Source organism: Paraburkholderia sp. RL18-101-BIB-B (assembly GCF_046026985.1).
Taxonomy (GTDB): Bacteria; Pseudomonadota; Gammaproteobacteria; order Burkholderiales; family Burkholderiaceae; genus Paraburkholderia.
Map to the genome: position 1 here is coordinate 318318 of NZ_JARESV010000002.1, position 26017 is coordinate 344334.

Here is a 26017-nt window from a genome sequence, read left to right on the forward strand (position 1 = left end):
TGCCGCGTGGATTCTCCAAACCCTGGAGCCGTCAGCGCGTGCTCCTGCTGCGCTTTCGCGTGGCCTTCGAGGAAGCCGCATCGGCTGGCTTCGCGCCCGCGATTTCCGCGATCAGATGATCCCGGAACGCCCTCACCGATTGCGGCAGTTCACGCCCCGCCATGGTCTGCACCTGAATGCTGCGCTGGCGCATCTGCGGATGCGTCATCGGCATCACGACGAAGCCATCGCCGGCATAACGATCGCGCACGGACAGCAGACCCGTGAACATGATCGCGCCGGACTTCTGCGCGTAGCGGTACATGGCGCCGCTGTTGTTGCAGGTGAGTTCGGGCTCGAGCAGGACGCCTTCGAGCGCACAGGTAATGTCGATCAACTGACGAATCGTCGTGCCGGGTTCAGGCAGCACGAGCGGATAGCGCTGCAAGTCGGCGAGCGACACCTTCGCGCGCGCGGCCAAGGGATGATCGGCGCGCAGCAGCGCCAGCACCGGTGCGCGTTCCGTGTGCTCGACCTTGACGCCCTTCTCCGGCGCGAGGCTAAAGGTCAACGCGAGGTCGGCGTCGCCGTCGCGCACCTGACGGGTCGCCTCGCCCGGCGACATGACCGAGAGCGTGAAGTCGATGCCCGGATACTGAACCCGGAAGCTTGCCATCGCGGTGGGCAGGAAGTCCGCGGCGAAGCCTTCGGAACTCGCCACCTTGATCATGCTGCCATGCAAGGTCTCAAGGCCGCCGATCTCCTTCATCACATGCTCGGCTTCGAGCAGGCTGCGCTGCGCGTAGGCGAGCAGGCGCTCGCCGGCTTCCGAGAGCGCCATGCCGCGCGGACGCCGCTCGAACAGCGCGACGCCGAGGTCGCTTTCGAGCCGCGCCACTTGCCGGCTGATCGCGGAGACAGCGACATGCAAGCGCGCGGACGCGTCGCTGAGCGAGCCGGTGCGAGCGACCTCGACGAAATAGCGCAGCGCGATGCCATGCAGCGAAAGTGCCATGCCTTGTGCCTCGTTCAACGGTATGCGCCGCCGAGCCAATGTCCGCGAGCGCTTCAACTCAATGCAGCGAGCTTTGCCTTTTCGGCAACGCAAGCTTCGAAAGACGATCATTGTGACAAAAAAAACGGCCTTCTAGAATCGGTTCGAAGCTGCAGGCTACGTCCAATCGAAATCAGACAAGACCACGCGCCGCCCGCCCCCACATTCCGCCCGCATTGAAGACACCCATGAGCCGCACACAGGCCATCGAGCACGCCACCCAGCATTTCGAATCCGGCGCCTTTCTCGAGACCCTCAACCGTCGCGTCGGTTTTCGCACCGAAAGTCAGGAGGACGATCGCGCCGCCACACTGCTGTCGTATCTGACCGACGAGATCACGCCCGAAGCGGCGGCCCTCGGTTTCCGCACGCGCATCGTCACGAATCCGGTGGATGGCTTCGGGCCCTTCCTGATCGCGAGCCGCCACGAGGGCGATCATCTGCCGACCGTGCTGATCTACGGCCACGGCGACGTGGTGCGCGGCTACGACAGCCAGTGGCGCGCGCCGCTCACGCCGTGGGCCGTGACCGTCGAAGGCGAGCGTTGGTTCGGCCGCGGCACCGCCGACAACAAAGGCCAGCACAGCATCAACCTCGCCGCGCTGGCGAGCGTGCTGGCCGCGCGCGACGGCAAGCTCGGCTTCAACGCGAAGCTGCTGATCGAGATGGGCGAGGAAACCGGCTCGCCCGGACTCGACGCGATCTGCCACGCGCACCGTGAAGAACTGGCCGCCGACGTGTTGATCGCCTCAGACGGTCCGCGTCTTGCCGCGCGCCGCCCCACCGTGTTCCTCGGCTCGCGCGGCTCGGTGAACTTCAAGCTGTCGTTGAATCTGCGCGACGGCGCGCATCATTCGGGCAATTGGGGCGGTCTGCTGCGCAATCCGGCCACGGTGCTCGCGAACGCGTTGGCGAGCCTCGTCGACGCGCGCGGCGTGATCGCTGTCGACGGTTTGCGGCCGCCGCCGATTCCCGAAGCGGTGCGCCGTGCTCTCGCGGATATCACGGTAGGCGGCGGCCCGGGCGATCCGGCCGTCGACGAGAACTGGGGCGAGCCCGGCCTCTCCGCGCCTGAGCGCGTGTTCGGCTGGAACAGCTTCGAAATACTCGCGTTCAAGGCCGGCAATCCGGAGAACCCGGTCAATGCAATCCCGTCGTCGGCGTTCGCGCATTGCCAGTTGCGCTTCGTGGTCGGCACCGATTGGGACAACCTCGAACGGCATCTGCGCATGCATCTGGATGCGCACGGCTTCTCGCAGGTGCGGATCGACGTCGAGCGCGGCGCGCCCGCCACGCGTCTGAACCCGGACGATCCGTGGGTCACCTGGGCGATCGCCTCGCTTGAGCAGACCACCGGCAAGAAGACCGCCGTGCTGCCGAATCTGGGCGGCACGCTGCCCAACGAAGTGTTCGCCGACACGCTCGGCCTGCCGACCATCTGGGTGCCGCACTCCTACCCCGCCTGTTCGCAGCACGCGCCGAACGAGCACCTGCTCGGCCCGGTCGTGCGCGAAGGCCTGCAGATCATGGCGGGCCTCTTCTGGGATCTCGGCGAGAACTCGCCGCGCGCCGTACCTCACGCCGCAACCTGAGCGACGCCCGGACCAACCGGGCGCAAGCCGCCGTTATCCGCATCTGTCACGAGGCACGTCCACGATGAGCACGTCCACTTTGCAAGCCAGCGCCGCGCGGCCGTCCGCCGCGAAGGTCCATCGCATCATTCTCGCGGCGTCGATCGGCAACGCGCTCGAATGGTTCGACCTTGTCGTCTACGGTTTCTTCGCGGTGACCATCGCGAAGCTGTTCTTTCCGGCGCGCACCGAAGCGATCTCGCTGATGCTCACGCTCGGCACGTTCGGCATCTCGTACATGATCCGGCCGCTCGGCGGACTCGTGCTCGGTTCGCTCGCGGATCGCGCCGGACGCAAGGCGTCGCTGCTGCTGTCGATCGCGCTGATGATGATCGGCACCCTGACGATCGCCGTGATGCCGCCGTATGCGGCGATCGGCCTGTGGGCGCCCGCGGGCATCATGCTCTCGCGGCTCGTGCAAGGTTTTTCGGCGGGCGGAGAGTTCGGTGCGTCCACCGCGTTTCTGGTCGAGCATGCGCCCGAGCGCCGCGGCTTCATGGGTAGCTGGCAGTTCGCGAGCCAGGGCATGGCGACGCTGCTCGCCTCGAGTTTCGGCGCGTTGCTGACGAGCCAGCTCACGAGCGCGCAACTCGAATCATGGGGATGGCGCGTGCCGTTTCTGTTCGGCCTCGCGATCGGTCCGGTCGGCTTCTACATCCGCCGTTACGTGGATGAAGGCGCGGAGTTCAATGCGGAGCCCAAAGCCCGCACACCGCTGCGCGACCTGTTCGGCACGCAGAAGGTTCGCATGACGCTGGCGGTCGGCTCGCTGATCATTTCCACGGCGGCCAATTACATGATCCTGTACATGCCGACCTACGCGATCAAGCAGCTGCACCTGCCCGCCTCGACCGGCTTCACGGCGACACTCGCCACCGGCGTGGTGCTCACGGTGCTGACGCCGTTCGCGGGCCATCTGTCCGATAGCATCGGACGCATCCGCATCATGGCGACGGCCGCCGTGCTGATGCTGGTGACGGTGTATCCGGCCTTTATGTATATGAACGCGCATCCCTCGTTCGCGACGATGCTGCTCGCGTTGATCTGGATCGGCGTATTGAAGGCGACGTATTTCGGCGCGCTGCCCGCGTTGATGTCGGAGATTTTCCCGACGCAGACGCGTGCGACCGGGCTCGCGGTGAGCTACAACATCGGCGTGACGGTGTTCGGCGGCTTTGCGCCGTTCGTGATCACGTGGCTGATCGACGCAAGCGGCAACAAGCTCGCGCCTGGTTTCTATCTGATGTTCTGTGCGGTGGCGAGTTTGCTCGCGCTTTATGCTGTACGCGGGAAGCTGAAAATCCGCTGAGAGCGTACGTCGAGGTCAAGGCGGCGGCGTTGTAAAAGCGAAGCACACCTCCGCCTTGCGAACGCCCCGGCCGCGAAGCCGGGGCACAGTCACGAATGATTCGAGCCGAGCCGAAACCATGCGCTCAACGCTCGCGCATCAAGGCGCCGGATTCGGCTGCAATTCATGCAGCGCGTCGATTTCCGCCAGCACTTCCGGCGAGAGTTTCACCTCGGCGCTGGCGATGTTTTCCTTCAACTGCTCGAGCGAGGTCGCGCCGATCAGATTGCTGGTCACGAACGGCCGGCTATTGACGAACGCGAGCGCGAATTGCGCGGGCGACAAACCGTGACGCTTCGCCAGCTCGACGTAACGCGTGATCGCCTGCACCGCTTGCGGCTTGCTGTAGCGCTGAAAGCGCTCGAACAGCGAGATGCGGGCGCCGGCCGGACGCGCGCCGCCTTCATACTTGCCCGTCAGCCAGCCGAAGGCCAGCGGCGAATAAGCCAGCAAGCCGATGTGATCGCGATGCGCATACTCGGACAGACCCACTTCGTACGTGCGATTGACGAGGCTGTACGGATTCTGAATGCTGACGATGCGCGGCAAGCCGAGCTTTTCGGCCGCGCGCAGAAACTGCGCGACGCCCCACGGCGTTTCATTCGACACGCCAACGTGGCGCACCTTCCCCGCCTTGACGAATTCGGCGAGCACCGACAGCGTTTCTTCGATCGGCACCGTATAGGCGTCGTCGACCCACGGATACGCGGGGCGGCCGAACGTCATCGTGCTGCGATCCGGCCAGTGCAGCTGATACAGATCGACGTAATCCGTTTGCAGGCGTTTCAGGCTGTCGTCGAGCGCTTCAGTCAGATTCTTGCGGTCGAACTGGTTGCCTTTGCCACGAATATGGGTCGGGTTGTGCGGCTGACGCGCCGGGCCGGCGATCTTGGTGGCCAGCACGATTTTCTCGCGGGCGCTGCGATGCTGCGCGAGCCACGTGCCGATGAAGCGCTCCGTCGAACCCTGCGTCTCGGCACGCGGCGGCACGGGGTACATTTCAGCGGTGTCGATCAGATTGACGCCGTGATCGAGTGCGTAATCGATCTGCGCGTGCGCTTCCCGCTCCGTGTTCTGCTCGCCCCACGTCATGGTGCCGAGACCGATCAGGCTAACCTGCACATCGGAGTCGCCGAGTCTGCGGTATTCCATTGAACTTGTCCTGTTGATTGGTTGAACGAAAAGCGCTGACGTTACCATGCCCGCGCGATACCTGCAGGACAGGCTAAAATGCGGTTCCAGCGGGCGCCGCCCGCTTTGCCGCGCAAAACGTGTCGCGGCGGTTTCCCAGCGCCGACCCTTCTGCAATGAATCCCGAACATCTCGAACTGCTGGTCACGCGCGTCATGCCTTACGGGAAATATAAAGGCCGCATCATTGCGGACCTGCCCGGTCATTATCTAAACTGGTTTGCTAGCCAAGGCTTTCCGCCGGGCGAAATCGGCCGGCTGCTGGCGTTAATGCACGAGATCGATCACAACGGTTTGAAGTCGCTGCTCGAGCCGTTGCGCAAGCGCTGATCGCCTCCCGGTGAAAGCCGCGTGAAGCGCCGTGAAGCATGGTTGAAAGTTGCCCTGCAGGCATCGTGCAAGCAATGTAGGCCTGTACAAATTTATACAGTCTTTTGCTTGTACCTTGCCGGTTGAATGGACTTTAATCCACGTAGGTCTTCGCGCAAACTTCAATGATTCGCGCTATCGTCCGCCTGTCATCTTGCCTGTCTGTCCATGTCTGAATTCAGCTTGTCCGCGCTGCTCGAATTTATCGGCCACGACCTCTCGCCGGTACGGGCGGTCATCGCGTTCTTCCTGATCGGCTACCTCGTCGTCGGACTGCCTGTGCATTTCCGCCAGGGCGCCGCATCGCGCGACATCTGGGGTACCGCCGCCGGCGTCACGATGGCCGCCATCTATGCGGCGTTCATCATCGGCGTGTACCCGGCTTTGCATCATTCGGCCGGGTTGTTGCGGTAACGCGAAGCCGATTCGAAGCGCGCCTTGCATATGCGTGTGCGTGTGCCTACGGTCGATGCGCATCGCTCAAACGGGCGACACCTTCGGCAGCTGCCAGCCGTAAGTCACGGCGAGCACGCGCAAGATGAAGCACGCCGAGCCGCCCGCCAACGCCGCCCCGCCCGGTGGCAAGCCGGCGCGACGCGCCACCACCACGATGAACGCCCCCGCGAACGCAGCCGTCGCATAGATGTCGGCGTGCAGGACGAGCGGCACGCGCGCCAGCAGCACGTCGCGAATCACGCCGCCGCCCACACCCGTGACCGTGCCCATCAACATCGCGATGAACGGACGGATGCCGAACAGCAGCGCTTTTTCCACGCCCGCCACGGCGAAGAGCGCGAGGCCGGCAGCATCGAGCACGGTGACGAGCGCGACGGGAAACTGCTGCGCCGTCGAGTGGAAAATGAAGGTGAGCAAACCGGTGACGAAGGTCAGCGCCGGATAGCGCCAGTCGCGGATCGCGTTCGGCGGCGAATCGCCGATCAGCAGATCGCGAATCACGCCGCCGCCGAGCGCCGCGACAAACGAAATCACCATCACGCCCAACAGGTCGAGACCGCCGCGTATCGCGCTGAGCGCACCCTCGAGCGCAAAGACCACCGTGCCCGCCAGGTCGGCCGCCAGCACCAGTGTTTCGACGTTCAGCCTGAGTTTTCGTATCGGCAATGTCGGCATCGACGCTTCACCCTTTCTGTCCCCGAGAAATCGAAACGGTATAGCGAAACGTCGTGGGCCGGGTGAGAAATCTGCGCATGGCTCGCCGGGTTTCAGGACGAAGCGCGCTAAGCGCTCAGACGCCCCGTCGCGACCAGATGCGCGAGCAGGCAATCCACTGATTCGTCGACTGGCATCCGGTCGCTCTCGATCTCCACATCGGATGCGAGCGGCGCTTCGAAAGGCCCGGAAATGCCGGTGAAATGCGGAATCTCGCCGCGCCGCGCGCGAGCGTAAAGCCCTTTGGCATCGCGGGCTTCGCAGACCTTCAACGGGGCATTCACGAACACTTCGACGAAACCGTCACCGACAATTTCACGCGCCGAACGCCGATGCCGATGCTCCGGCGAAATCACCGCGGCAATCACAACGTAGCCCTGCTGCATGAAGAGCGCCGCGACATGCGCGACCCGCCGCAAGTTCTCGGTGCGGTCCTCGGGCGTGAAGCCGAGGTCGGCGTTCAGTCCGCGCCGCAGCACATCGCCATCGAGCACGATCGCGGCATGCCCCGCTTTTTTCAGCCGCTGATGCAAGGCGTTGGCGAGCGTCGATTTGCCGGCGCCGGAAAGCCCCGTCATCCAGATCACGGCGCCGCGGGACGCGCTCATGAGCGACGCTCCGCGCCGCTGGCCGCGACCTCGTCAGCCTCGTGGTGACACGCCGGAGCGAGTTCCGGGCCCAAGCCCTCGAGCAATGGTTGCAGCAACGCGCGTTGCGGCTGCCAGCGTTGCAGCGACGTCTTGTACAGCGGACGGCGCACCTGCGCGGAACTGGCCGTGTTCACCTGGCGAGTGGTCCGATAAAACGACAGACAGCGTTCGTCCCAGTCGAGCCCGCAATGCGCGAGCACGCGGCGCACATTGGCTTCGAAATCACCGACCAGTTCTTCATACTTGACCTCGATCATCACACCTTCAGGGAGCACGCGTTGCCAGTGAGCCATCAAGGCGTCGTACGCGCGGTAGTAGCGGCCCAGTTCGCCGAGATCATAGCTGAACGGCACGTCGTGAAAGATCCGCGAAAAAATCGACAGGCAGGTTGGTAACGGCGCGCGGCGGCTGTGAATGAAGCGGGCGTTCGGCAACGCGAGATGGATCAGGCCGAGGTTGATGAAGTTGAACGGATATTTGTCGGTGAAGTGCGTGTAGTTCGCAGCCGGATTGCACTCATCGTTTTGTGCGAAGTCCCGGAGTTCCGGCAACGCATTGCGCATGCGACGCAGATAGTCCGCGCCGAGCGTGCGCAACGGCGCGGCGCCGACGTCCCACAATGCTTCGATATCGATCCGCAACGGATCGCCGAGATCGCGGCGGATGCAATTCACCAGCGCCTCGCCGAATTCCGTGCGCTCGCCCGCGCCGAACACTTGAGGATGGCTCGCAAGAATCTGTTCGATCAAGGTCGAACCCGAGCGCGGCATGCCGACGATAAAAATCGGCGCCTGCGATGCGTCGCCGAGACCGCGCTTCGCCGCCAGCACGTCGGAGGTCATCAGCTCCGGCAGATGCGCGAACAGGCCGAGCGTTTCCGCTTCGTTGTACCGCACGCCGGCGCGGTGCAGCGCATTGCCCTTCAGGAAGTGATCGAACGATGCGTCGTTGCGGCCCACGTCGGACAGCGCCTGGCCGTACGCGAAGTGCAGTTCCGCCTGATTGGCCGGCGTGAGCGAAGCGGCGTCGTCGACCAGGCGCGCCATCGCGAGGAACACGGGATCGTCGGCGGCGAGGCGCTTGGACTGCACGAAGTTGCGGTAATACAGCGGCACTTGCGGCGCGGCTTCGATCGCGCGGCGATACGCTTCGTGCGCTTCGTCGAAACGGCCGAGCGCCTGCAGACAGTTGCCCATGTTGTTGTGCGAGCCGTCGGCTTGCGGATTCACGCGCGTCGCCTCGCGATAGGCCTCCACCGCCGGTTCGAGCCGATGCATCTGCTCGAGCGCCCAGCCGAGGCCGTGATGCGAATCCGTATCGCGCGGATCGAGCGCGATTGCTTCGTGATAGCGGACGACGGCTTCGGGAAAACGGTTCAGCGCGGCGAGCGTGGCCGCGAGGCGCTGCTGAACGAGTGCGTCCGAAGGATCGAGGGCGCGGGCAGTTTCGTAACGTTGGAGCGCGGCGTCGAGTTCACCGCGCGCGGCGCAGGCGTCGCCTTCGGCGCGCCATTCCGATGCGGTAGCCGGCTGTGGATCTTGCTTCATTGACGGCTGGATTTTTGCAGGCTTCGCATCGAGCGGTCCTGACAGTGAGCGAGTGCGATCTTTTCATCCAGCCCGGCAAGCGGCACGGTCGGGAGTCGAAGGTAATTGTCTGAAGGCAACTTAACAGGCGCGCCCTACAGTTGCGTTTCGAATATTTAACTAACTGTTACAGCACGACGCATGGGTAAGGTGTGGAAAGCTTGTCGCCCCGCCTTATTGCCATGGCTTTCGATCGCCATGCAAGTCTGAGCGCCGCGCCATGTCATGCGCAAACCGTAATTTGTGGACACAAATGCTGCTGAACTCCTGCGCGTGCGTTTTTTCTGAATCACATACGAAGGAGAAAATCGTGAGCAAGCTCATTGCATCAATGGCGCTGTTGGCAGTGACGGCCAGTCTGACCGGATGCGCGGTCGCACCGGGATATGACTACGGCTACGCGCAACCTTATTACCCTGATTACGGCTATGCCTACGGGCCGCCGTATGCGCCGGTTTATGGCAGCGTCGGCATCTATGGCGGCTGGGGTGGATCCTGCTGTTATCACGGCGGGTACTGGCATGGCGGCCATGGATGGCATGGCGGAAACGGATGGCACGGCGGCGGCGGTGGCTGGCATGGCGGTGGATACGGCGGATCTCACGGCGGCAGCAGCGCTAGCGGCGGGGGAAGTTCGTGGAGCAGCGGCGGTGGCGGCCACGGAGGACATGGGCATTGAAACCGCGAACCCAAAACAAAAACGGCGTTGTGATTTCTCACAACGCCGTTCGTAAAACTTTTACTGCCTGAATTCTTTGGGGTGGCTGATGGGGCTCGAACCCACGACAACAGGAATCACAATCCTGGACTCTACCAACTGAGCTACAGCCACCACTGACATCTGCTTGACTCGCCGTAAAACTTGGCTCGCCGATGAAGAAACGAGATTATACGAACAAGAATCCCGTTTGCCTAGTCCTTTATTCAAAAATTTCGATAGGCTCGCGCAGATGCTGTCTTGCCTCGTCGAAGATGGTCAGATCACGCGCGGCGAGCCGCTTGCTATCGGACAACACGCGACGCCATCCACGTGCACCCGCTTCGCCGCGATAGAGACCGAGCGCATGGCGCGTGATAGAGCCGAGATAAGTGCCGCGCGCCATTTCAGCGGCGCAATACTCGATCAGCTTCGCTTCGACCTGCTCGCGAGTCAGCGGCGTTTCCGTCGAACCATAGAAGCGCGCATCGACATCGGCCAGCAGATACGGGTTGTGATAAGCCTCACGCCCGAGCATCACACCGTCTACGTGTTGAAGATGCGTCTCCACTTCATCGAGCGTCTTGATGCCACCGTTGATGATGATCTCCAGATGCGGGAAGTCGCGCTTCAACTGATATGCATACTCATATTTGAGCGGCGGAATCTCGCGATTCTCCTTCGGACTCAAGCCCTTGAGAATCGCGTTGCGCGCATGCACCACGAATACATTGCAGCCGGCTTCCGCAATCGTGCCGACGAAATCGCGCACGAAACCATACTCTTCCACGGCATCCACGCCGATGCGGTGCTTCACGGTGACCGGCACCGACACCGCATCGCGCATGGCCTTCACGCAGTCGGCGACGAGTTGCGGCTCGTTCATCAGGCACGCACCGAATGCGCCGCGCTGCACGCGTTCGGATGGACAGCCGCAGTTCAGATTGATTTCGTCGTAGCCCCATTGCTCGCCGAGCTTCGCCGAGCGCGCGAGGTCGTCAGGTTCGCTGCCGCCCAGTTGCAAAGCGACCGGCGCTTCTTCGGGCGTGAACGCGAGATGGCGCGGCACGTCGCCATGCAGCAACGCGCCGGTCGTCACCATTTCCGTGTAAAGCCACGTATGGCGAGAGATCACGCGATGCAGGGAACGGCAATGACGATCGGTCCAGTCCATCATCGGTGCAACCGATACGCGGCGCGGACTGGGAGTGTGAGGTGAAGACATGGGGCGGCCAGACGGCTTGATTCAAAACACCGATTTTACCGCAAGGCGTGAAATCGCCGGCCCGGGCGGGCTACTGGCCACCTGCGCTTCGATTGTTTGACACCAAAACGCTGAGCTTCAGCGAGTCGCGCCCGAGACGTTCGTTCCGCCCTCATCCGTTTTAGCCTGCAGCAACCCAGTGTTGCGCATGGCCGATACCACGTCCTCGATGCGCGCGTCCTCGATCAGGCGTCGGCCGGCGCGCAGGCGTCGTGCGTTCGTCAAATCGATCGCGCGCTGCAAATCGGAAGTTTCAGCGGCGATATATACGGCCATCCCATAGCCATATTTATCGGCGAGCTTGTAGTCGAAGAAGTATTTCATGCTCCCGTTTTCGGCAGCCGCGCCGAAAACTTTACAGCGGGCTCACGAGAGCATGCGAAACGGTCGCCCCTCGCGGAACAGACCAGCCATCAGTGCTGCCCCGCGTTCAACAGCATCCATATCTGCTTCCGCGGCTCGCCGGCAAGGACGCGCGCGAACGCCGCTCGACAGCGCACGCACGTGTAGTGCTCCTCCGCTCGCTCGTCCTTCACTGCCTCGCGACTATTCAACGTCAGGTTGTCATGCGGGCGATGGGCGGCCGGCAAGCCAAAAAGCTCGAAGCAGTCGGCGCACGGTTGAATCCACAGGTCCATCGAAGTGCTCCCCAAGGCAACTAATCAGACTGAACGCCGATTCGCACCCCGCTGCCAATTGCGATTAACCCGCACCGCCATGCGGGTCTTTGACGGCCCAAAACGCTTGGCCCGCGGGGTCGGAACACCGCTGACGCTTGTCCCGCTTACCTTCAGCCGATTATTTCAGAATCAAGAACAGTAATTTCAGATTATCGGCACAAATTTTCAATAGTAGGGGTATACACTGCCTCCCATCGACGTTGCAGACACACCTCACCGGCCCCTGCGACGCCTTCCTGAATTGAAGTCGAAACGTTATCGGAGTCACACCATGAAGACCAAGCTCATCGCCGCCCTGCTGGTTGCTGTTTCTGCCTCGATCGCTGCTCCCGCCTTTGCTAGCGGCTACGGCCCGGCACCGTTCTACCGTCCGTCGGTCGGCGCACCGGCTTCGCAACAAGGCCAGAACGCACAAACCGTCGCAGCTGAACGCGCCAACGCTGAATCGAATGCCTACGGCGGCGTGAACAACGTGTCGTCGCAATCGGGCACCAAAGAGCCGGTTTCGGGCCCGCAATCGGTTTTCTTCGGCCACTAAGCAGTTGCCGTTGAACCGGCTGCCTCACGAGGGCAACCGGTAAACTGGGCGCCGCGCATGCAGTATCGATGCCGGCGTCCAGTTGCGTTTACGCGGCATTCAAGCCGCACCATTGCACGCCGCTCACTGCTCAGCGACTGATCGCCCGCCTAGTCGCCCTTCGGCGATTCGCAAAACCGGATCCGGTTGCCAAACGGATCGACCGTCTCCAGCACCCTTCCCCACGGCAACGTTTCAACACCCGGCTTTCCATATTTGTAGTCTTTGCGCTGAAGTTCGGCATGAAACGCGTCGATGTCCTGCATCGGCACGAAAATAGTCGAACCTGGCGTGGCGTCGCCATGATGCTCGCTCAAGTGCAGGATCAGATCGGAGCGCCGCACCTGCGCATAGAGCGGGAAATTCTCTTCGAACCGGTGTTCCCATTCGACAGTGAAGCCGAGAAAGTCCACGTAAAACTCCCGGGCTTTTTCCTCGGAAAAGATACGGATGATCGGGATGGCACGCGCGAGATGCACAGCGGTCTCCAGCTAGTCATGGCGGGACAGCCAGCTTAATCGAACGCGTTCGCAATTTCACCCAGGCGCGCAAGGAGCAGGCGGCCAGGTGGCTAGGCGGCCAGGCCGCCCGCGTCGATCACTGCGCGCGCCGCCCGGAAGCCCGCCTCGGCCGCGGCATGCTCCGTGCACCATAAGGTGTCGATGTGCACGAGCCGCCAGTCGAGCACAACCACGTCGCCCCGCAACACCCGAAAATGCGCTTTCACGCCTGTCAGCACCTGCTCGACGGCGACCTCGATGTCGTAGTCCTGATAGCGCTCCTGGTAGTCCCCCATGTCGAGGCCCTTCGGCTCCATGTGCGCCTCCGTGGTGTCGCCGTGAATGTGACGGCCAGACTCGTCCGGCGAGCAGGCTCGACGGCTCGCGGAACGATTCGGCCCGAGCGTCAGGCCGACCTTGCGCTGACGATCAATCGCAATCGCCAGACAGATATTGCCGGCCGTTGCAGGTGATTTCGACGTCGCCGCCGCTCGCTTCGGCAACCAGGCCGCCTGCCAGCAATTCGGCTGTAATGGACTGCGCCAGTTTCGGCGCCTCCTGTCCGACGCCGACGTCGTTCAGACGCCGCAAGGCTTCAACCGCTTCGGGACTCAATGACTTCGACATGGCCGTCTCCGTCTACATGCTCAATTCATCCTAGCAAGTTTCGGGGACGTATGCAGGCGCGCGTCGAGGCACGCGGGTTGCGTGGCGGGAGTCATCCCACCAGCGTGACAGCGGCGAAACCGCCAGGCGGCATCGCCAAGGAGGACGGACATGGAGCGAAGCAGATGGGCGGCGCTGACAGCGGGCGTCGCGCTGGCGGTAGCCGGCACGAGTGGCACGGTGGCACTCGCACAGACGGCGAAACCGGGAACCGCGCAACAAGCAGGGCAAACCGGACAAACGACGAAAAACCCGGCCCAGGCAGCGCCGCAAAACGACAACTCGTCGATGGTCAAGCCGCCCGAGTCCGCCTCGGGCTCTGGCGGCTCGAGCAATCCTGACAACATGCCGATCAAGCGTCCGACCAAGCCGACCAACGACAGGATGACGCACGAGCCGCCCGCCAGCGGCGCGAACGCAAAATAGCGAGCCTCAGAGGCGCGCGATGGACACCTCCGTCGACTTCACCAGCGCGATCACTTCCGAGCCGACCGTCAGCTCGAGTTCGTCGATGGAGCGCGTGGTGATCACCGAGGTGACGATACCGAATGGCGTATCCACATCGACTTCGGACACCACCGGTCCGCGGATGATTTCCTTGACCTTGCCTTTGAACTGATTGCGTACGTTGATTGCGGAAATGCCCATATCGAGTGACTCCAGAAAAGCGATTTAGAAACAGTCAGTCAAGCAATGTCAAACGGCCCAGCGAACTTCCGTCGGCCGCCTGAGACGGCCTTCGTCACGTGCGTCGTATGCGCGGTGGGACAGCGCGTCGTCATTCGGCGCCGTCTTCAGTACGCGTTGCAGCACATGTTCTTCGAGCGCGGCAAAACCGGCCGACGCGCGCGCCCGCGGACGCGCCAGCGGCACCGGCTGATCGAGCGCGATGCGCCCTTCTTCGATCAGCAGGATCCGGTCGCCGAGCGCCACGGCTTCATGTACGTCGTGCGTGACCAGCAGCGCGGTAAATTGATGCTCGCGCCACAACCGCTCGATCAGCGCGTGCATTTCGATGCGCGTCAGCGCATCGAGCGCGCCGAGCGGCTCATCGAGCAACAGCAATTGCGGCCGATGCACGAGCGCCCGCGCCAGCGCCACCCGCTGACGCTGACCGCCGGAAAGCTGCGCGGGCCAGTCGTTGGCGCGCTCGAGCAAGCCGACTTCGGCGAGCACGGCGCGGGCGTCCTCACGCGCGCTGCGGCCGAGGCCGAGCATCACGTTTTGCAGCACGCTCTTCCAGGGCAGCAGACGCGCGTCCTGAAACATGATGCGGGTGTCGAGCGGACCGCCGTCCTCGGTGCGCTTTTCGAGCACGCCCGAAGTGGTCTTTTCCAGACCGGCGACGAGCCGCAGCAAGGTCGATTTCCCGCAGCCGCTGCGGCCGACGATCGCCACGAAACTGCCGCGCTCGATCGACAGATTGAAATCGGACAGCACCTGGCGCTCGCCATAGCGTTTGCCGACGCCGCGCAATTCCACCGAATAATCCCCGGCGCGGCGGGCGTCGTTGCGCGCGAGCGCGCCGGCCGACAGCGCCGTATCGACACGCGCCTGATGATGGTGCGCTGCATCGGCATATTCGCGGTCAGCAGCTTCATGCGCGTCATGATCGACGGTGCGCGCTTGCGCCAACTCGGCTTCGAGATCGCTGCCGGCAATGCCGCCGAACGACGCGGACAAGGTCGTTGCGCTCATGATTTCGCTCCTCGTTGATAGGCCGGATGCCAGCGCAGCGAGACGCGCTCGAGACTCTTGGCCAGCACGTCGGCGAGTTTGCCGAGCGCCGCGTAGAGCAGAATGCCGACCACCACCACATCGGTTTGCAGGAATTCGCGCGCATTCATCGTCATGTAGCCGATACCCGATTGCGCGGAAATGGTTTCGGCGACAATCAGCGTGACCCACATCAGCCCGAACGCGAAGCGCACGCCGACCAGAATCGAGGGCAACGCGCCCGGCAGAATCACGTGCCGGTACAGCGCGAAACCCTTCACGCCATAACTGCGCGCCATTTCGATCAGGTTGGCGTCGACCGAACGAATGCCGTGAAAAGTGTTCACGTAGATCGGGAAAAACACGCCCAGCGCGACGAGAAACACCTTCGCCTGCTCCTCGATGCCGAACCACAGAATCACGAGCGGAATCATCGCCAGCGCCGGGATGTTGCGGATCATCTGCACGGTCGAGTCGAGCGCGATCTCGGCGGGCTTGAACAGACCCGTCGCGAGTCCAAGCACGAGGCCGATACCGCCGCCAATCGCGAAACCCGACACCGCGCGCCACGTGCTGACCTTCACGTCCGCCCACATTTCGCCGGACTGGATCAGCGACCACGCGGCCTTCACGACCGCGAGCGGTTCAGGGAGCACGCGCGTCGACAGCACGCCGCTCCTCGCGGCGAATTCCCAGGCCAGCAGAATCGCGAGCGGCGCGAGCCACGGCGCGAGATGCGCGCCGATCCGGCGCAACGCGTTCAAAGCCACGCCGGCCTCGGCGCCTTCGTGCTGCCCGGCGCTCACAGTGGATTGAGCCATGCTTGCGTTCCTCATTGCTTATCGGTGGTGGTGCCTGCTGATCACAACACGCGAGTTCAGCTCGAACTCGCCGCCTTCGGCAGATAGTTGTTGCCGACGATCTCGCCGAACGGCCCCGACAGCGGTCCGTTCGACACCTTGTTCTGACGATTCGGCAGCAGCGGAAACACCAGCTCGGCGAAGCGATACGACTCTTCCAGATGCGGATAGCCCGACAGAATGAAGGTGTCGATGCCGAGCTCGGCGTACTCCTTCATGCGCGCCGCCACCTGCTCCGGGCTGCCGACCAGCGCCGTGCCCGCGCCGCCACGCACGAGGCCGACGCCCGCCCACAGATTCGGATAGACCTCGAGCTCCGCGCGGCCGCCGCGCTTGCCGCCGTGCAGCGCGGCCATGCGGCGCTGACCCTCGGAGTCCATCTTCGAAAACGAGGCCTGGGCGCGCGTGATGGTTTCGTCGTCGAGCTTGCTGATCAGCTTGTCGGCGGCGGCCCACGCTTCTTCTTCCGTCTCGCGCACGATCACGTGCAGACGAATCCCGAACTTGATCTGGCGGCCATGCGCCGCGGCGCGCGCGCGAATGTCGGCGATTTTCTTTGCCACCGCTGCGGGCGGCTCGCCCCACGTCAGATAGGTATCGATATGCTCGCCCGCCATATCGTGCGCGGCCGGCGACGAACCGCCGAACCACAGGGGCGGATGCGGGTTCTGCACGGGCGGATACAACGCCTTGCCGCCCTTCGAACTCAGATGCTTGCCTTCGAAATCGATCGCGTCGTTGGTGTGCGAGGCGGCCAGCAGCTTGCGCCAGATGTGCAGGAATTCGTCGGTGATTTCATAGCGCGTGTCGTGGTCGACGAACACGCCGTCGCCTTCCAGTTCCGCCGCGTCGCCGCCGGTCACGACATTGATCAGCAGACGCCCGTTCGACAGGCGGTCGAAGGTCGCCGCCATGCGCGCAGCCAATCCGGGCGACGAAATGCCAGGGCGGATCGCCACCAGAAACTTCAGGCGTTTGGTCGCGGCGATCAGGCTCGACGCAACGACCCATGCGTCCTCGCACGAGCGGCCCGTCGGCAGCAGCACGCCCTCGTAGCCGAGCGTATCGGCGGCGACGGCGATCTGCTGGAAATAGTCGTAATCGGCTGCGCGTGCGCCTTGGGACGTACCGAGATAGCGGCTGTCGCCGTGAGTCGGAATGAACCAGAACACATTCATTTGCTGCTCCTGCATGGTCGAAACTGGATTGAATGAAGACGGTGCGTCGAGCGTTCGCGCACACGCCGGCCGCGCGCATCCATCCGGCACACAGCCGGACGGTGCATCGCAAAGAGGCGGAAAAAATTCGGTAGCGGCGCTGGCTAGCGGCGACAGCGGACCCACCGGCGCGCGTGCGCCATGTGGCGGGTGAAGATCGGCATCAGGCAGGACATCGAGACGGCTTCCCTCGACCAAACGTGCGCGTCATGCGCTCGATTAAACGGCGACGGCGGCAAACACCGTCTGCATGGAGAAACAGTCTATGGATCGGGCTGCGGCTTTTGAACGATTTTTTTTAGCTTAGGTTTTCCACTTTCGTGATTAGCCCGACGCTAAAGCATACGGATGTTGCGCGTTGTGCACGCTGGAAAGGCAGGGTCACTATATATAATGGCGCACGTTTCCAATAATCCCGGTACAGGCCATGCGAACCACGCCGCCTGTACCCTGGCGGTGCAATGCATGCAAAAACTCATCCTGCCGTTCGTCGCCGGTTTTCTGGCTTCCCTGTTCTTTCACGAATCGACGCTGGCGCTGCTGCATGCGGCCGGGATGATCGACCCGACCGGTTTTTCGACCGCGCCGTTTTTACCGCTCGGGCTGCCTGAGTTCATCGCCAATGCGATCTGGAGCGCGTTCTGGGCCGTGCTGATGGCGTGGCTCTTGCGCGTCGCGCCGCATCGGCGTGCGCCGTGGGTGCCGGCTTTCGTGTTCGGCGGCATTGCGTTGACGGCGGCGAGTGTGTTCGTGATCGATCCGCTGCGCGGCATCTGGCCGAGCGGCAACATGCTGCCGCGCCTGTCCGTGGCGTTCGCGGCGAATGCGATGTGGGGCTGGGGCGCGCTGGTGTTCATGCGCGCGTTCATGGCGAGCGAAGACGAGGAATGAGCGGTTTGGCCGCTTGGCCGCAGGGTCAGTCGCAACGCTATGCCGCCGGCAAGGGCCACATAGCATGCTGAACTTGGAATCGCTCGCGCCTTAACCGCGCAAATCCCGCAGCGGGTGTTCATTCGCCGGCCACGGGCTCTCGAACATCTTCTCCACCTCGGCGGGGTTCACGTCTTCGATGCGCGCAAAGCGCCAGCGCGGCGCGTTGTCCTTGTCGATGATGCGCGCGCGAATGCCTTCGATCGTGTCACCGTGCAGAAAGCTCGAGCGCGTCAGATCGAGATCGCTACGCAGCACATCGGCCATCGAACCCTCGGCGCGCGTCACCACTTCCAGCGACACCGCCATCGACAGCGGCGAACGTTCGCGCAACACCGCAATCATCTGTTCGGCCCAATCGGCGGCGTCGCCGCCGCCGTTGCGCTCGCTTTCGAGCGACGCGAGAATCCGCGCGACATCCGGCAACGCGAAGTGACGATCGATCAACGCACGCGCGTTCGCCAGCGACGACGCCTCCGGTCGCGGCACGACCTGATGCGCGAGCGTCTCGCGTTCGACGCACGCCACCACGTCCGCGCCGCGCTCGAACCGCTCGCCGCGCAAGGTGTCGACCAGCGCGGGCAACGCCGCGTCGTCCATATACGTGTCGGCGAGACCCGCGTAGAGCGCGTCGGCCGCGCCGATCGTTTCGCCGGTCACGGCCAGATAGCGGCCGATCGCGCCCGGCGTGCGGGCCAGAAACCAGGCCGCGCCGACATCGGGAAAGAGGCCGATGCGGGTTTCGGGCATCGCCATCTTGATTGAACCGGTAACGACGCGCAGACCGCCGGTGCGATGCGCGCCCTGCGAAATGCCCATGCCGCCGCCCATCACGACGCCGTTCATCAACGCGATATACGGCTTCGGATAGGTAAAGATCGCGTGATTGAGCCGGTATTCCTCGATGAAAAACGTGTCGCGCGCGTCATGCGCGCCGCGCTGCGCCGACTCGTAGAGAAAGCGGATGTCGCCGCCCGCGCAGAACGCGCGCGGGTGCTGGCTGCGCACCACGACGGCGAGCACGTCCGGATCTTCGCGCCACTGGTCGAGCGCCGCGTGCATCGCGCGAATCATGCCGGTCGACAGCGCGTTGAGCGCCTTCGGCCTTTCCAGTTCGATGAAACCGATGCGGTTGGCTACGTAAGTCGCGACTTCGTCGCTGATGGCGGGCGAGGCGGAAATGGACATGGAGAGCTAAGCGCAACGGCGCACAGTGAGGTGGAATTGAACGTTATCACGCACTCGTGGCTTTGCGCCTGGGAGCCGGCACGCTGACACCGTTCGCCGCTTTCGCCGATTTTTTGGCTGAAGGCTGAGCGGCGGGCTCGTTGTCTGGTTCCGGCTCCGACTCCTCTGACGATTCGGTGCGAACATCAGGGGATTTTTTCTTGCGCGTGCCGGCGGTGGTCTTGGTGCTCTGCGGTTGCGTTGCGTGCGATGTGCCCAGCCAGGCGCCGAGCGCGACCTCCACCACCGTATCGAGCGGCGCGCTCGGAAACACGGGACACGTGAGGTTCAGGGCAACGATACCGTGCAGGTTCGCCCAGAACGCCTCGGCCCACACCGCCACATCCATCGACGCCGACAGACGCCCCGCCGCTTTGAGTTCTTCGAGCGCGGAAATCATGATGTGCAAGGCGGCCTCGCCGGGATCGTCCTCGGGCGCGGCCGCTTCGCCGCTTGCCTCGTCAGACGCCGTGATCCCGTTGCCCTCGCCCGCCACCGCCTTACCCTTCGCCGCGCCACCCAACGCCGCGCCGGTGTAGCTCGGATCTTCCATGAAGATGAGCCGGTACGTTTCCGGATGCGCGACGCCGAATGCCACATAAGCCCGCCCGAGCGCCTTGAGCCGCTCGGCAGGATCGGCGATGCCCGCGAGCGGCACGAACGTCTCCAGCAGTTGCGCGTAGCCCTCCGCGCACAACGCTTGCGCGATCTCATCGCGGCTCGCGAAGTGCAGATACAGCGTGGCCGGTGAATATTCGATGGCGTCGGCGATTTTGCGCATGGACAGCGCGGCAAAGCCTTCGCGCATCACGATGCGCCGCGCCGCATCGAGGATGCGTTCGCGCAGTGCCTGTTTCTGGCGGTTCTTTCGTTCGGCTATTCCCATGACGAGCATTTTCGGGTTGACAAACTGAAAAGTCAAATTAAACTGAACGCTGTTCACTGAACGGTGTTCATTAAATTTTCGAACATCAGTCGCAATTCATGCGGACGCGATGCGGCGCCGCTTCAAGGAGTCGTCATGCAAGTCACAGGCAAGGTGGGTTTATTCGGCGCCGCGGGCGCGGCCGGTCAGATCATCGCGGCGGCGCTCGGCGCGGCGGGCCGCGACTATCGGGTAGTCGGCCGCTCGCGCCAGCCGCTCGAGGCAGCGTTCGGCCACGATCCCCACGCGGAGATCGTCACGTGGAATCCGGACGACCCGGCTTCGATCCGCGCGGCGTCGCAAGGCCTGCAGACGGTGATCTATCTGGTCGGCGTGCCCTATGATCAGTTCGCCGCGCATCCGCCGCTCATGGAGAGAACGCTTGCCGGCGTAACGGCAGCGGGCGTCGAGCGCTTCATTCTGATCGGCACGGTGTATCCGTACGGCCGCGCCCGCGGCAATCCGGTCCGCGAAAACCATCCGCGTGAGCCGCATACGTTCAAGGGCCAAATGCGGCTCGCGCAGGAAAATCTGGTGCTGGCCGCGCATGGCAAGGACGGCCTCTCGACCCTCGTGCTGCGCCTGCCCGACTTCTACGGCCCGGGTGTCGAACGCAGTCTGCTGAACGGCGTGTTCGAAGCCGCGGCTAACGGCAAACGCGCGCAGGTGATCGGCCCCGTGGATGTGCCACATGAATTCATCTATCTGCCGGATATCGGACCGGTGGTCGAACAGCTCACCCGCACGCCCGAGGCGTATGGACGATGGTGGCACCTCGCTGGCGCGGGCACCATCACGCAGCGCGAAGTGGCGCGGCAAGCCTACGCGCTGGCGGGCCGCCAACCGAAGCTGATGGTGGCGGGCAAAACCCTGCTGCGCATCCTCGGCCTGTTCAATCCGTTGATGCGGGAACTGGTGGAGATGAATTACCTGATGACCGAACCGGTCGTGCTCGACGACTCGGCGTTGACCGAACTGATCGGCCCGATCGCCAGGACGTCTTATGAAGAAGGCATCCGCCATGCCTTCGATGCCGCGCGCAAGTCGGCATCGGCAAATGCAGGAGCGAACAGAAGCGCCGCGAGCGCGGCTTGAATGAGAATACGAGCACTGTCCGGGTACGGCGCTGGTGTGGCAGCGCCACTACCCCGCTACGTTGCCCGGCGGAAAGTGGCCACTCTTGAGCAGCACGGGCGTGCCGTTGCTGATCTGCAAGTGCTCGCGCGCAACCGCTTCGATGCGCGGACGTCCGGCGTCGAACGCCCGCATCCAGCCTTCCAGGTCCTCGGAGTAGGCGCCGAAGTGATCTTCGAGCGCCTCCACCGAGATCGCGCACGGCACCGGCTCGCCGTCCACCAGTGCGGGAAAGACAACGGTCAGATTCGAGTCGCGGTAAGCGGGCGCGTCCGCGGGAAACCGAATTTCCATGGTCGCCTCATCAGAAAGATCCGGCAGGGAACCGGCGCCGGCGAGAACTGGCCGGCCCCGGACAACGTCGATATGGTACTCGCGCGGCCGGACCGCGGTCCAGCCTGCCGCAGCGCTTTCGTCAGCGGTTTTGTCAATGCTCGCAGTCACGCTTTTCTCCGCCTTACTCACTGCCATCAAGCGCCTCCCAACAAGCGGTCGACGTAATCGCGCGCCGCCTGCTCGACGAAGACGAGCGCCTCCTCTTCGCTGCCGAAGCGCTGCCCGTCGCCAAGTTCAAGCAAGGTTTCCATTCGGTGAGGATCGTCCGGACCGTGTTCAGCCAGGCTCACCGAGCCGACGTAAATCCCGCTCGCACTGCCGGCGGCCGTGGCCGGCGTATCGGTCACGGTCGCCGGCACGAGGCGCGCGGCGGCGCTGATGTAATAACCACGGTAAGGGCCGCTGACCCGTTCAGCCATATTCGTTCTCCTCGTTGCAATTCATGGGCGGACGCCGCGTGGACCTGCGTTCGATACGTCTGCCTGTGCGTTGACCTTCATGTCGCCGGTTGCGGCCGCGCGGCCGGTGCAGCACGCGCGTCGGCGCGCGGTTAACCAGTATGTAAGGCGCCTCGCGAGCCGATTAGTTCTGTCCGACTCACGCGGCGACGGACCCGATCGCACTTGTTCGGCTCGCGCCGGTCGAACGGGATCATCGGCACGGTCCGTGCTGCCGCGACGACGCCTTTTCGAGTTCAGCGAGCGCAATATGGGAAAATATTTTCTGCAAAACCACGAATTGCCCGAGCCGGATGCGGCGAACACATGGTTTGCTTACGCCGAAAGCCACGGCATCGACATTCCAAAAGCCATCAGCATCTGGGAAGACGCGGCCACCAAGGAGGGCGAGGAAAGCCGCCGGATGGTCAGCGCGGCGGGCATTACGATCGAAACGCCCTGAACGTCTTGCGAGACTCGACAGGCGCTCCCGGTCTGCGTGGCAAGCCCGAATATCAATCTGAAAGGAAACAACACGATGCATTTCATGACGCAACTGCGCCGCGCCGGCCGCCTCGACCGCTTCCGAACCAATGCAGTGTTTGCGCTGGTTCGCCGGACGTCGCTGTCGGCCGCCCTTCCCGCCGCCGTGCTGCTCGGCGCGGCGGGCCTCGCCGGCTGCGCATCGTCGAACACCACGTCGCTGATCAATCTGCCGAACGGCCAGACCGGCTTCGCCGTGAATTGCAGCGGCGCCGACGCCGCTTCCAGCTGGGCCTCCTGCTACGTGCAGGCCGGCAAGGCATGCGGCGCGACGGGCTACGACATCGTGTCGAAAGACAATGACGAAGGCGGCACGGCCGGCGGCAGCGTCACGAACGTCGTCTCGGCCAACGTGAAAAACCGCTCGATGATCGTGCGCTGCAAATAAGCGCCCGCGGCGCCTGGGTTCGCGTGGCGGCTCAGTGCGCCTGCATCTTCGAAAACATGTTCAGCACGGCAACCCCGGCAATGATCAGCCCGAGCCCGATGACGGCCGGCACGTCGGGCACCTGCCGGTACAGCAGCACCGCGACCAGCGTGATCAGCACGATGCCGGCGCCGGACCACACCGCGTAGACGATGCCGACCGGAATGCTCTTGAGCGTGAGCGACAGGCAATAGAACGCCACGCCGTAGCCGAGCACGACAACCGCTGAAGGCAGGAACCGCGAGAAGCCCTCCGACGCGCGCATCGCGGACGTCGCGATCACTTCGGCCACGATCGCGATGCCGAGCAAGGCATAAGGAGGCAGCCGCATCGCCTCAGGCCTTTGCAAGCGCGAGCTTGCTGTAGTCGTGGCCCAGATGCGCGCACAGCGCTTCCACCACCAGTTCATGATCGCCGCGCTGCGGCAGACCCGACACCGTGATCGACCCGATCACGCCAGCGCCCGCCACCGTCAGCGGAAACGCGCCGCCATGCGACGCGTACTCCGTAGCAGGCAAGCCGTGCTTCTCGGCGAGCGTGCCGCCGGCCTGCTGCATCTTCAGGCCGATCGCGTACGAGCTGCGGCGGAAATGCGCAACCGTGTTGCTCTTGCGGCGCACCCAATCGACGTTGTCCGGCGTCGCGCCGTCGAGCAGACTGAAGAAGACCGGCTGACCGAAGGTGCGCAGGTCGATCGCAACGGGGATACCGCGCGCCTTGGCGACCTCGTGCAGATAGGCGCCGACTTGCCACGCGCGGTCGGCATCGAATTGTGGGAACACCAGCGCGTGTTCCTGAGCGGCAATCACCTGCAGATCGTGAGCGATATCCATGGAGTTCAGAGCAAGGTAAGGGGTGGAGCGTGCGCCGCCGTGCGTGCATGGCGGCGTCGCGAGAGGAATCTGAATTCTAGCGCAGCGCCTTACGCAGGCCTTCCGGCATGCGACGTGAGCGATGCGTGCGGCGACCTTCAGACCCCGCGCGCAGATTCATGGCCCGCGGATTGAAGCCGGTTCTTAAATAGCTATTGCACAGCTATCGGCTTTGTTCTATAATCTTTTCTTCGACGGACGCGGGGTGGAGCAGTCTGGCAGCTCGTCGGGCTCATAACCCGAAGGTCGTAGGTTCAAATCCTACCCCCGCAACCAAGTGCACCAAGCTGGTTGACTACGTCGAAAACAACATTGAAGGCTTGCCCAACCGGCAGGCCTTTTTTGTTTTCTTTCCAAATATTTCATAGCGCGTGGCGCATTCCCGGCTTTTCTCGTTTCCCCAGTCTGATTCCGGCAGCGGTTCTGACGGCAAATCGCCCCGCCCGCGACGCCATCCACGCCCTCGGATCAAGCCTCGCGCGCAAGATACTCCGGATTCCGAACAAAATGATTGCGCCATTTGCGAGCAGTTTGGACGACCCCTCGGCACCGACCTCACTGCCCGCGGAATCCCGCGCGACGCTATTTTGCGGCCTGAGAAAAACCTCGTGCCAGTGATAAACTCCTATCACCCTTTCTCGTCCCCTTCCTATGAAATTCTGTTCTGTCTGCGGCCAGGGCGTCAGCCTGAGCATTCCGCCTGGCGACAACCGCGAGCGCTTCGTATGCGGCAGTTGCGGCACGGTGCACTATCAGAATCCGCGCAACGTGGTCGGCACCGTCCCGGTGTGGGACGAGAAAGTGCTGCTGTGCCGTCGCGCAATCGAACCGCGCTACGGCTACTGGACGCTGCCCGCGGGCTTCATGGAAATGGGTGAGACGACCGCCGAGGCGGCATCGCGCGAAACGCTGGAAGAAGCCGGCGCGCGCGTCGAAGTGCAAAACCTCTTCTCGCTGCTGAACGTGCCGCACGTGCATCAGGTGCATCTGTTCTATATGGCGCGCCTGCTCGACCTCGACATTGCCGCCGGTGAAGAAAGCCTCGAAGTGAAGCTCTTCGAAGAACATGAAATCCCCTGGGACGAGATTGCCTTTCCCACGGTCGGCCAGACCCTGCGTTTCTTTTTCGCCGACCGCGCCGCCGGCAGCTTCGGCCTGCACACGGGCGACATCTTCCGCTCGCTGCGCGAAGGTTGAGCGGCGCGCATGGTGCCCTGGCTCGGACCTGACGATCCGTTCCCGCCCGTCGAGCGCGCCCTCGGCGCGACCAGCGGCGCGCCGGGCCTGCTCGCGGCCAGCGGCGACCTGCTTCCGTCGCGGCTGATCGACGCCTACCGGCGCGGCATCTTTCCGTGGTATTCGGACGGCCAGCCGGTGTTGTGGTGGAGCCCCGACCCGCGCATGGTCCTGCGCCCCGCCGACTTCAAAGTGGCGCCGTCGCTACGCAAAACGCTCAGGCGCGTGCTGCGCGAAGACGCGTGGGAAATCCGCGTCGACCATGATTTCGCCGCAGTGATGCGCGCCTGCGCGCAGGCGCCGCGACGTGGACAGCGCGGCACATGGATCACCGCGGATGTCGTCGAAGCGTACTCGTCGCTGCATCGTGTGGGCGACGCGCACAGCATCGAAACCTGGTTCGAAGGCAAGCGCGTGGGCGGTTTGTACGGCGTGTCGTTCGGCAAAATGTTCTTCGGCGAATCCATGTTCGCGGACATCACGGATGCGTCGAAAATGGCGCTGGCTGCGCTTGTCGGACACTTACGCCGTCACGAAATAGAAATGATAGACTGCCAGCAGAACACGTCGCATCTGGCGTCGCTAGGCGGTCGCGAGATAGCGCGCAAGGCGTTCATCGCGCATGTTCGCGCGTCGGTCGAGGCGCCGCCGATTCCCTGGCGCTTCGACAAGACCGCGTTGCTCGAGGTCGTTGCGCCAGCGGCGTAGGAAGAATCAGGCCGAATCCGGATCCGCCGCCTACCGAGCCGCGGGTCACGAGCCGCGGGTCGTCCACCGCAAGGCGCCGGGTTTGCAT

34 protein-coding genes and 2 tRNA genes are annotated in these 26017 nt (G+C 63.6%); 14 read left to right on the forward strand and 22 right to left on the reverse strand.

Going from position 1 to position 26017, the window contains the following annotated elements; genetic code table 11:
- Nucleotides 1-31: 31 nt before the first annotated feature.
- On the reverse strand, nt 32-994 hold the full coding sequence (locus tag P0D73_RS04425) for a LysR family transcriptional regulator (protein ID WP_408175617.1): 963 nt from the start codon (nt 992-994) through the stop codon (nt 32-34).
- Nucleotides 995-1221: 227 nt separating this feature from the next.
- Here P0D73_RS04425 and P0D73_RS04430 point away from each other — a divergent pair, with 227 nt between their 5' ends.
- On the forward strand, nt 1222-2625 hold the full coding sequence (locus P0D73_RS04430; protein WP_408429946.1) for a M20 family metallopeptidase: 1404 nt from the start codon (nt 1222-1224) through the stop codon (nt 2623-2625).
- Between the two features lie 64 nt (nt 2626-2689).
- Complete coding sequence (locus P0D73_RS04435) at nt 2690-3973, forward strand: MFS transporter (protein ID WP_408429948.1); 1284 nt, start codon at nt 2690-2692, stop codon at nt 3971-3973.
- Nucleotides 3974-4111: 138 nt separating this feature from the next.
- Here the strand turns inward: P0D73_RS04435 and P0D73_RS04440 are convergent, their stop codons facing one another.
- On the reverse strand, nt 4112-5164 hold the full coding sequence (locus P0D73_RS04440) for an NADP(H)-dependent aldo-keto reductase (RefSeq protein ID WP_408429951.1): 1053 nt from the start codon (nt 5162-5164) through the stop codon (nt 4112-4114).
- Nucleotides 5165-5319: 155 nt separating this feature from the next.
- Here P0D73_RS04440 and P0D73_RS04445 point away from each other — a divergent pair, with 155 nt between their 5' ends.
- Both P0D73_RS04445 and P0D73_RS04450 read left to right on the forward strand, forming a co-directional pair.
- The gene (locus tag P0D73_RS04445; RefSeq protein WP_132376917.1) at nt 5320-5532 is read left to right on the forward strand and encodes a DUF3820 family protein; all 213 of its coding nucleotides are present in this window, start codon (nt 5320-5322) and stop codon (nt 5530-5532) included.
- 207 nt (nt 5533-5739) lie between these two features.
- A complete protein-coding gene (locus tag P0D73_RS04450) occupies nt 5740-5985 on the forward strand; it encodes a hypothetical protein (RefSeq protein ID WP_132374854.1) in 246 nt (81 codons plus the stop codon).
- A gap of 66 nt (nt 5986-6051) precedes the next feature.
- Here P0D73_RS04450 and P0D73_RS04455 read toward each other — a convergent pair whose 3' ends face one another.
- The 3 genes from P0D73_RS04455 to P0D73_RS04465 form a co-directional block, all read right to left on the reverse strand.
- The gene (locus P0D73_RS04455; protein ID WP_408429954.1) at nt 6052-6702 is read right to left on the reverse strand and encodes a trimeric intracellular cation channel family protein; all 651 of its coding nucleotides are present in this window, start codon (nt 6700-6702) and stop codon (nt 6052-6054) included.
- A 107-nt stretch (nt 6703-6809) separates the two neighbouring features.
- Nucleotides 6810-7349 (reverse strand): adenylyl-sulfate kinase, encoded by a 540-nt coding sequence (gene cysC / locus P0D73_RS04460; protein WP_408429956.1) that lies wholly within the window; start codon nt 7347-7349, stop codon nt 6810-6812.
- Nucleotides 7346-8938 carry a tetratricopeptide repeat-containing sulfotransferase family protein gene (locus P0D73_RS04465; protein WP_408429959.1) on the reverse strand — a complete coding sequence of 531 codons (1593 nt, stop codon included), beginning with the start codon at nt 8936-8938 and terminating at the stop codon, nt 7346-7348. Before P0D73_RS04465 ends, cysC begins: the two co-directional genes overlap by 4 nt.
- A gap of 349 nt (nt 8939-9287) precedes the next feature.
- On the opposite strand from P0D73_RS04465, the gene P0D73_RS04470 reads away from it, so the two are divergent.
- A complete protein-coding gene (locus P0D73_RS04470; RefSeq protein WP_408175627.1) occupies nt 9288-9656 on the forward strand; it encodes a hypothetical protein in 369 nt (122 codons plus the stop codon).
- A gap of 77 nt (nt 9657-9733) precedes the next feature.
- Here P0D73_RS04470 and P0D73_RS04475 read toward each other — a convergent pair.
- From P0D73_RS04475 to P0D73_RS04490, 4 genes are all read right to left on the reverse strand, one after another.
- Nucleotides 9734-9809 (reverse strand) — tRNA-His (locus P0D73_RS04475).
- 88 nt (nt 9810-9897) lie between these two features.
- On the reverse strand, nt 9898-10899 hold the full coding sequence (gene dusA, locus P0D73_RS04480; protein WP_408288211.1) for a tRNA dihydrouridine(20/20a) synthase DusA: 1002 nt from the start codon (nt 10897-10899) through the stop codon (nt 9898-9900).
- A gap of 117 nt (nt 10900-11016) precedes the next feature.
- Nucleotides 11017-11262, reverse strand: coding sequence for a hypothetical protein (locus P0D73_RS04485; protein ID WP_132374860.1), 246 nt, complete (start codon nt 11260-11262; stop codon nt 11017-11019).
- Between the two features lie 89 nt (nt 11263-11351).
- Nucleotides 11352-11576, reverse strand: coding sequence for a hypothetical protein (locus P0D73_RS04490; protein ID WP_408288215.1), 225 nt, complete (start codon nt 11574-11576; stop codon nt 11352-11354).
- A gap of 313 nt (nt 11577-11889) precedes the next feature.
- Here P0D73_RS04490 and P0D73_RS04495 point away from each other — a divergent pair, with 313 nt between their 5' ends.
- Nucleotides 11890-12156, forward strand: coding sequence for a hypothetical protein (locus P0D73_RS04495; RefSeq protein WP_408175630.1), 267 nt, complete (start codon nt 11890-11892; stop codon nt 12154-12156).
- 149 nt (nt 12157-12305) lie between these two features.
- Here P0D73_RS04495 and P0D73_RS04500 read toward each other — a convergent pair whose 3' ends face one another.
- From P0D73_RS04500 to P0D73_RS04510, 3 genes are all read right to left on the reverse strand, one after another.
- Complete coding sequence (locus P0D73_RS04500; RefSeq protein WP_408175631.1) at nt 12306-12674, reverse strand: glyoxalase superfamily protein; 369 nt, start codon at nt 12672-12674, stop codon at nt 12306-12308.
- A gap of 92 nt (nt 12675-12766) precedes the next feature.
- Nucleotides 12767-13012, reverse strand: a complete 246-nt coding sequence (locus P0D73_RS04505; RefSeq protein WP_408175633.1) for a DUF6566 family protein — start codon at nt 13010-13012, stop codon at nt 12767-12769.
- A 112-nt stretch (nt 13013-13124) separates the two neighbouring features.
- A complete protein-coding gene (locus P0D73_RS04510; protein ID WP_132374864.1) occupies nt 13125-13322 on the reverse strand; it encodes a hypothetical protein in 198 nt (65 codons plus the stop codon).
- Between the two features lie 150 nt (nt 13323-13472).
- On the opposite strand from P0D73_RS04510, the gene P0D73_RS04515 reads away from it, so the two are divergent.
- Nucleotides 13473-13787 carry a hypothetical protein gene (locus P0D73_RS04515; RefSeq protein ID WP_408429961.1) on the forward strand — a complete coding sequence of 105 codons (315 nt, stop codon included), beginning with the start codon at nt 13473-13475 and terminating at the stop codon, nt 13785-13787.
- Between the two features lie 6 nt (nt 13788-13793).
- Here the strand turns inward: P0D73_RS04515 and P0D73_RS04520 are convergent, their stop codons facing one another.
- From P0D73_RS04520 to ssuD, 4 genes are read right to left on the reverse strand one after another with little or no spacing between them, the layout of a single operon-like run.
- Nucleotides 13794-14009: a TOBE domain-containing protein gene (locus P0D73_RS04520; RefSeq protein ID WP_012432764.1), complete on the reverse strand. Its 216-nt coding sequence runs from the start codon at nt 14007-14009 to the stop codon at nt 13794-13796.
- Nucleotides 14010-14057: 48 nt separating this feature from the next.
- A complete protein-coding gene (locus P0D73_RS04525) occupies nt 14058-15059 on the reverse strand; it encodes an ATP-binding cassette domain-containing protein (protein ID WP_408429964.1) in 1002 nt (333 codons plus the stop codon).
- Nucleotides 15056-15898 (reverse strand): aliphatic sulfonate ABC transporter permease SsuC, encoded by an 843-nt coding sequence (gene ssuC, locus P0D73_RS04530; protein WP_408288226.1) that lies wholly within the window; start codon nt 15896-15898, stop codon nt 15056-15058. The genes P0D73_RS04525 and ssuC overlap by 4 nt, the downstream gene beginning before the upstream one ends.
- Nucleotides 15899-15954: 56 nt before the next feature.
- Entirely contained in the window at nt 15955-17115 is a 1161-nt protein-coding gene (ssuD, locus tag P0D73_RS04535; protein WP_408175637.1) for an FMNH2-dependent alkanesulfonate monooxygenase, read from the reverse strand.
- Nucleotides 17116-17619: 504 nt separating this feature from the next.
- Here ssuD and P0D73_RS04540 point away from each other — a divergent pair.
- Nucleotides 17620-18045 (forward strand): hypothetical protein, encoded by a 426-nt coding sequence (locus P0D73_RS04540; protein ID WP_408429967.1) that lies wholly within the window; start codon nt 17620-17622, stop codon nt 18043-18045.
- A 90-nt stretch (nt 18046-18135) separates the two neighbouring features.
- On the opposite strand, the gene P0D73_RS04545 is transcribed toward P0D73_RS04540, so the two are convergent.
- Both P0D73_RS04545 and P0D73_RS04550 read right to left on the reverse strand, forming a co-directional pair.
- Nucleotides 18136-19272, reverse strand: a complete 1137-nt coding sequence (locus P0D73_RS04545) for an enoyl-CoA hydratase/isomerase family protein (RefSeq protein ID WP_408429970.1) — start codon at nt 19270-19272, stop codon at nt 18136-18138.
- 46 nt (nt 19273-19318) lie between these two features.
- Nucleotides 19319-20197: a TetR/AcrR family transcriptional regulator gene (locus tag P0D73_RS04550; protein ID WP_408429972.1), complete on the reverse strand. Its 879-nt coding sequence runs from the start codon at nt 20195-20197 to the stop codon at nt 19319-19321.
- Nucleotides 20198-20332: 135 nt separating this feature from the next.
- Between P0D73_RS04550 and P0D73_RS04555 the strand changes: the two genes are divergently transcribed.
- Complete coding sequence (locus P0D73_RS04555) at nt 20333-21331, forward strand: NAD-dependent epimerase/dehydratase family protein (RefSeq protein ID WP_408429975.1); 999 nt, start codon at nt 20333-20335, stop codon at nt 21329-21331.
- A 48-nt stretch (nt 21332-21379) separates the two neighbouring features.
- On the opposite strand, the gene P0D73_RS04560 is transcribed toward P0D73_RS04555, so the two are convergent.
- Both P0D73_RS04560 and P0D73_RS04565 read right to left on the reverse strand, forming a co-directional pair.
- Entirely contained in the window at nt 21380-21841 is a 462-nt protein-coding gene (locus P0D73_RS04560) for a DUF1488 family protein (RefSeq protein ID WP_408429977.1), read from the reverse strand.
- Nucleotides 21841-22125: a hypothetical protein gene (locus P0D73_RS04565; RefSeq protein WP_408429978.1), complete on the reverse strand. Its 285-nt coding sequence runs from the start codon at nt 22123-22125 to the stop codon at nt 21841-21843. Before P0D73_RS04565 ends, P0D73_RS04560 begins: the two co-directional genes overlap by 1 nt.
- A gap of 289 nt (nt 22126-22414) precedes the next feature.
- On the opposite strand from P0D73_RS04565, the gene P0D73_RS04570 reads away from it, so the two are divergent.
- Together P0D73_RS04570 and P0D73_RS04575 are read left to right on the forward strand one after the other, a co-directional pair.
- Nucleotides 22415-22606 (forward strand): hypothetical protein, encoded by a 192-nt coding sequence (locus P0D73_RS04570; RefSeq protein ID WP_134456271.1) that lies wholly within the window; start codon nt 22415-22417, stop codon nt 22604-22606.
- Nucleotides 22607-22681: 75 nt separating this feature from the next.
- Complete coding sequence (locus P0D73_RS04575; RefSeq protein WP_408175644.1) at nt 22682-23074, forward strand: hypothetical protein; 393 nt, start codon at nt 22682-22684, stop codon at nt 23072-23074.
- A 31-nt stretch (nt 23075-23105) separates the two neighbouring features.
- Here P0D73_RS04575 and P0D73_RS04580 read toward each other — a convergent pair whose 3' ends face one another.
- Both P0D73_RS04580 and P0D73_RS04585 read right to left on the reverse strand, forming a co-directional pair.
- A complete protein-coding gene (locus P0D73_RS04580; protein ID WP_408175798.1) occupies nt 23106-23438 on the reverse strand; it encodes a DMT family transporter in 333 nt (110 codons plus the stop codon).
- A gap of 10 nt (nt 23439-23448) precedes the next feature.
- Nucleotides 23449-23946 carry a heme-degrading domain-containing protein gene (locus P0D73_RS04585; protein WP_408429981.1) on the reverse strand — a complete coding sequence of 166 codons (498 nt, stop codon included), beginning with the start codon at nt 23944-23946 and terminating at the stop codon, nt 23449-23451.
- A 238-nt stretch (nt 23947-24184) separates the two neighbouring features.
- On the opposite strand from P0D73_RS04585, the gene P0D73_RS04590 reads away from it, so the two are divergent.
- The 3 genes from P0D73_RS04590 to aat all read left to right on the forward strand — a co-directional run bounded on the left by P0D73_RS04590 (nt 24185) and on the right by aat (nt 25929).
- A tRNA-Met gene (locus P0D73_RS04590) sits at nt 24185-24261 on the forward strand.
- A gap of 375 nt (nt 24262-24636) precedes the next feature.
- The gene (locus P0D73_RS04595) at nt 24637-25182 is read left to right on the forward strand and encodes an NUDIX hydrolase (protein ID WP_132374874.1); all 546 of its coding nucleotides are present in this window, start codon (nt 24637-24639) and stop codon (nt 25180-25182) included.
- 9 nt (nt 25183-25191) lie between these two features.
- On the forward strand, nt 25192-25929 hold the full coding sequence (gene aat, locus P0D73_RS04600; RefSeq protein ID WP_408429983.1) for a leucyl/phenylalanyl-tRNA--protein transferase: 738 nt from the start codon (nt 25192-25194) through the stop codon (nt 25927-25929).
- Nucleotides 25930-26017: the final 88 nt, after the last annotated feature.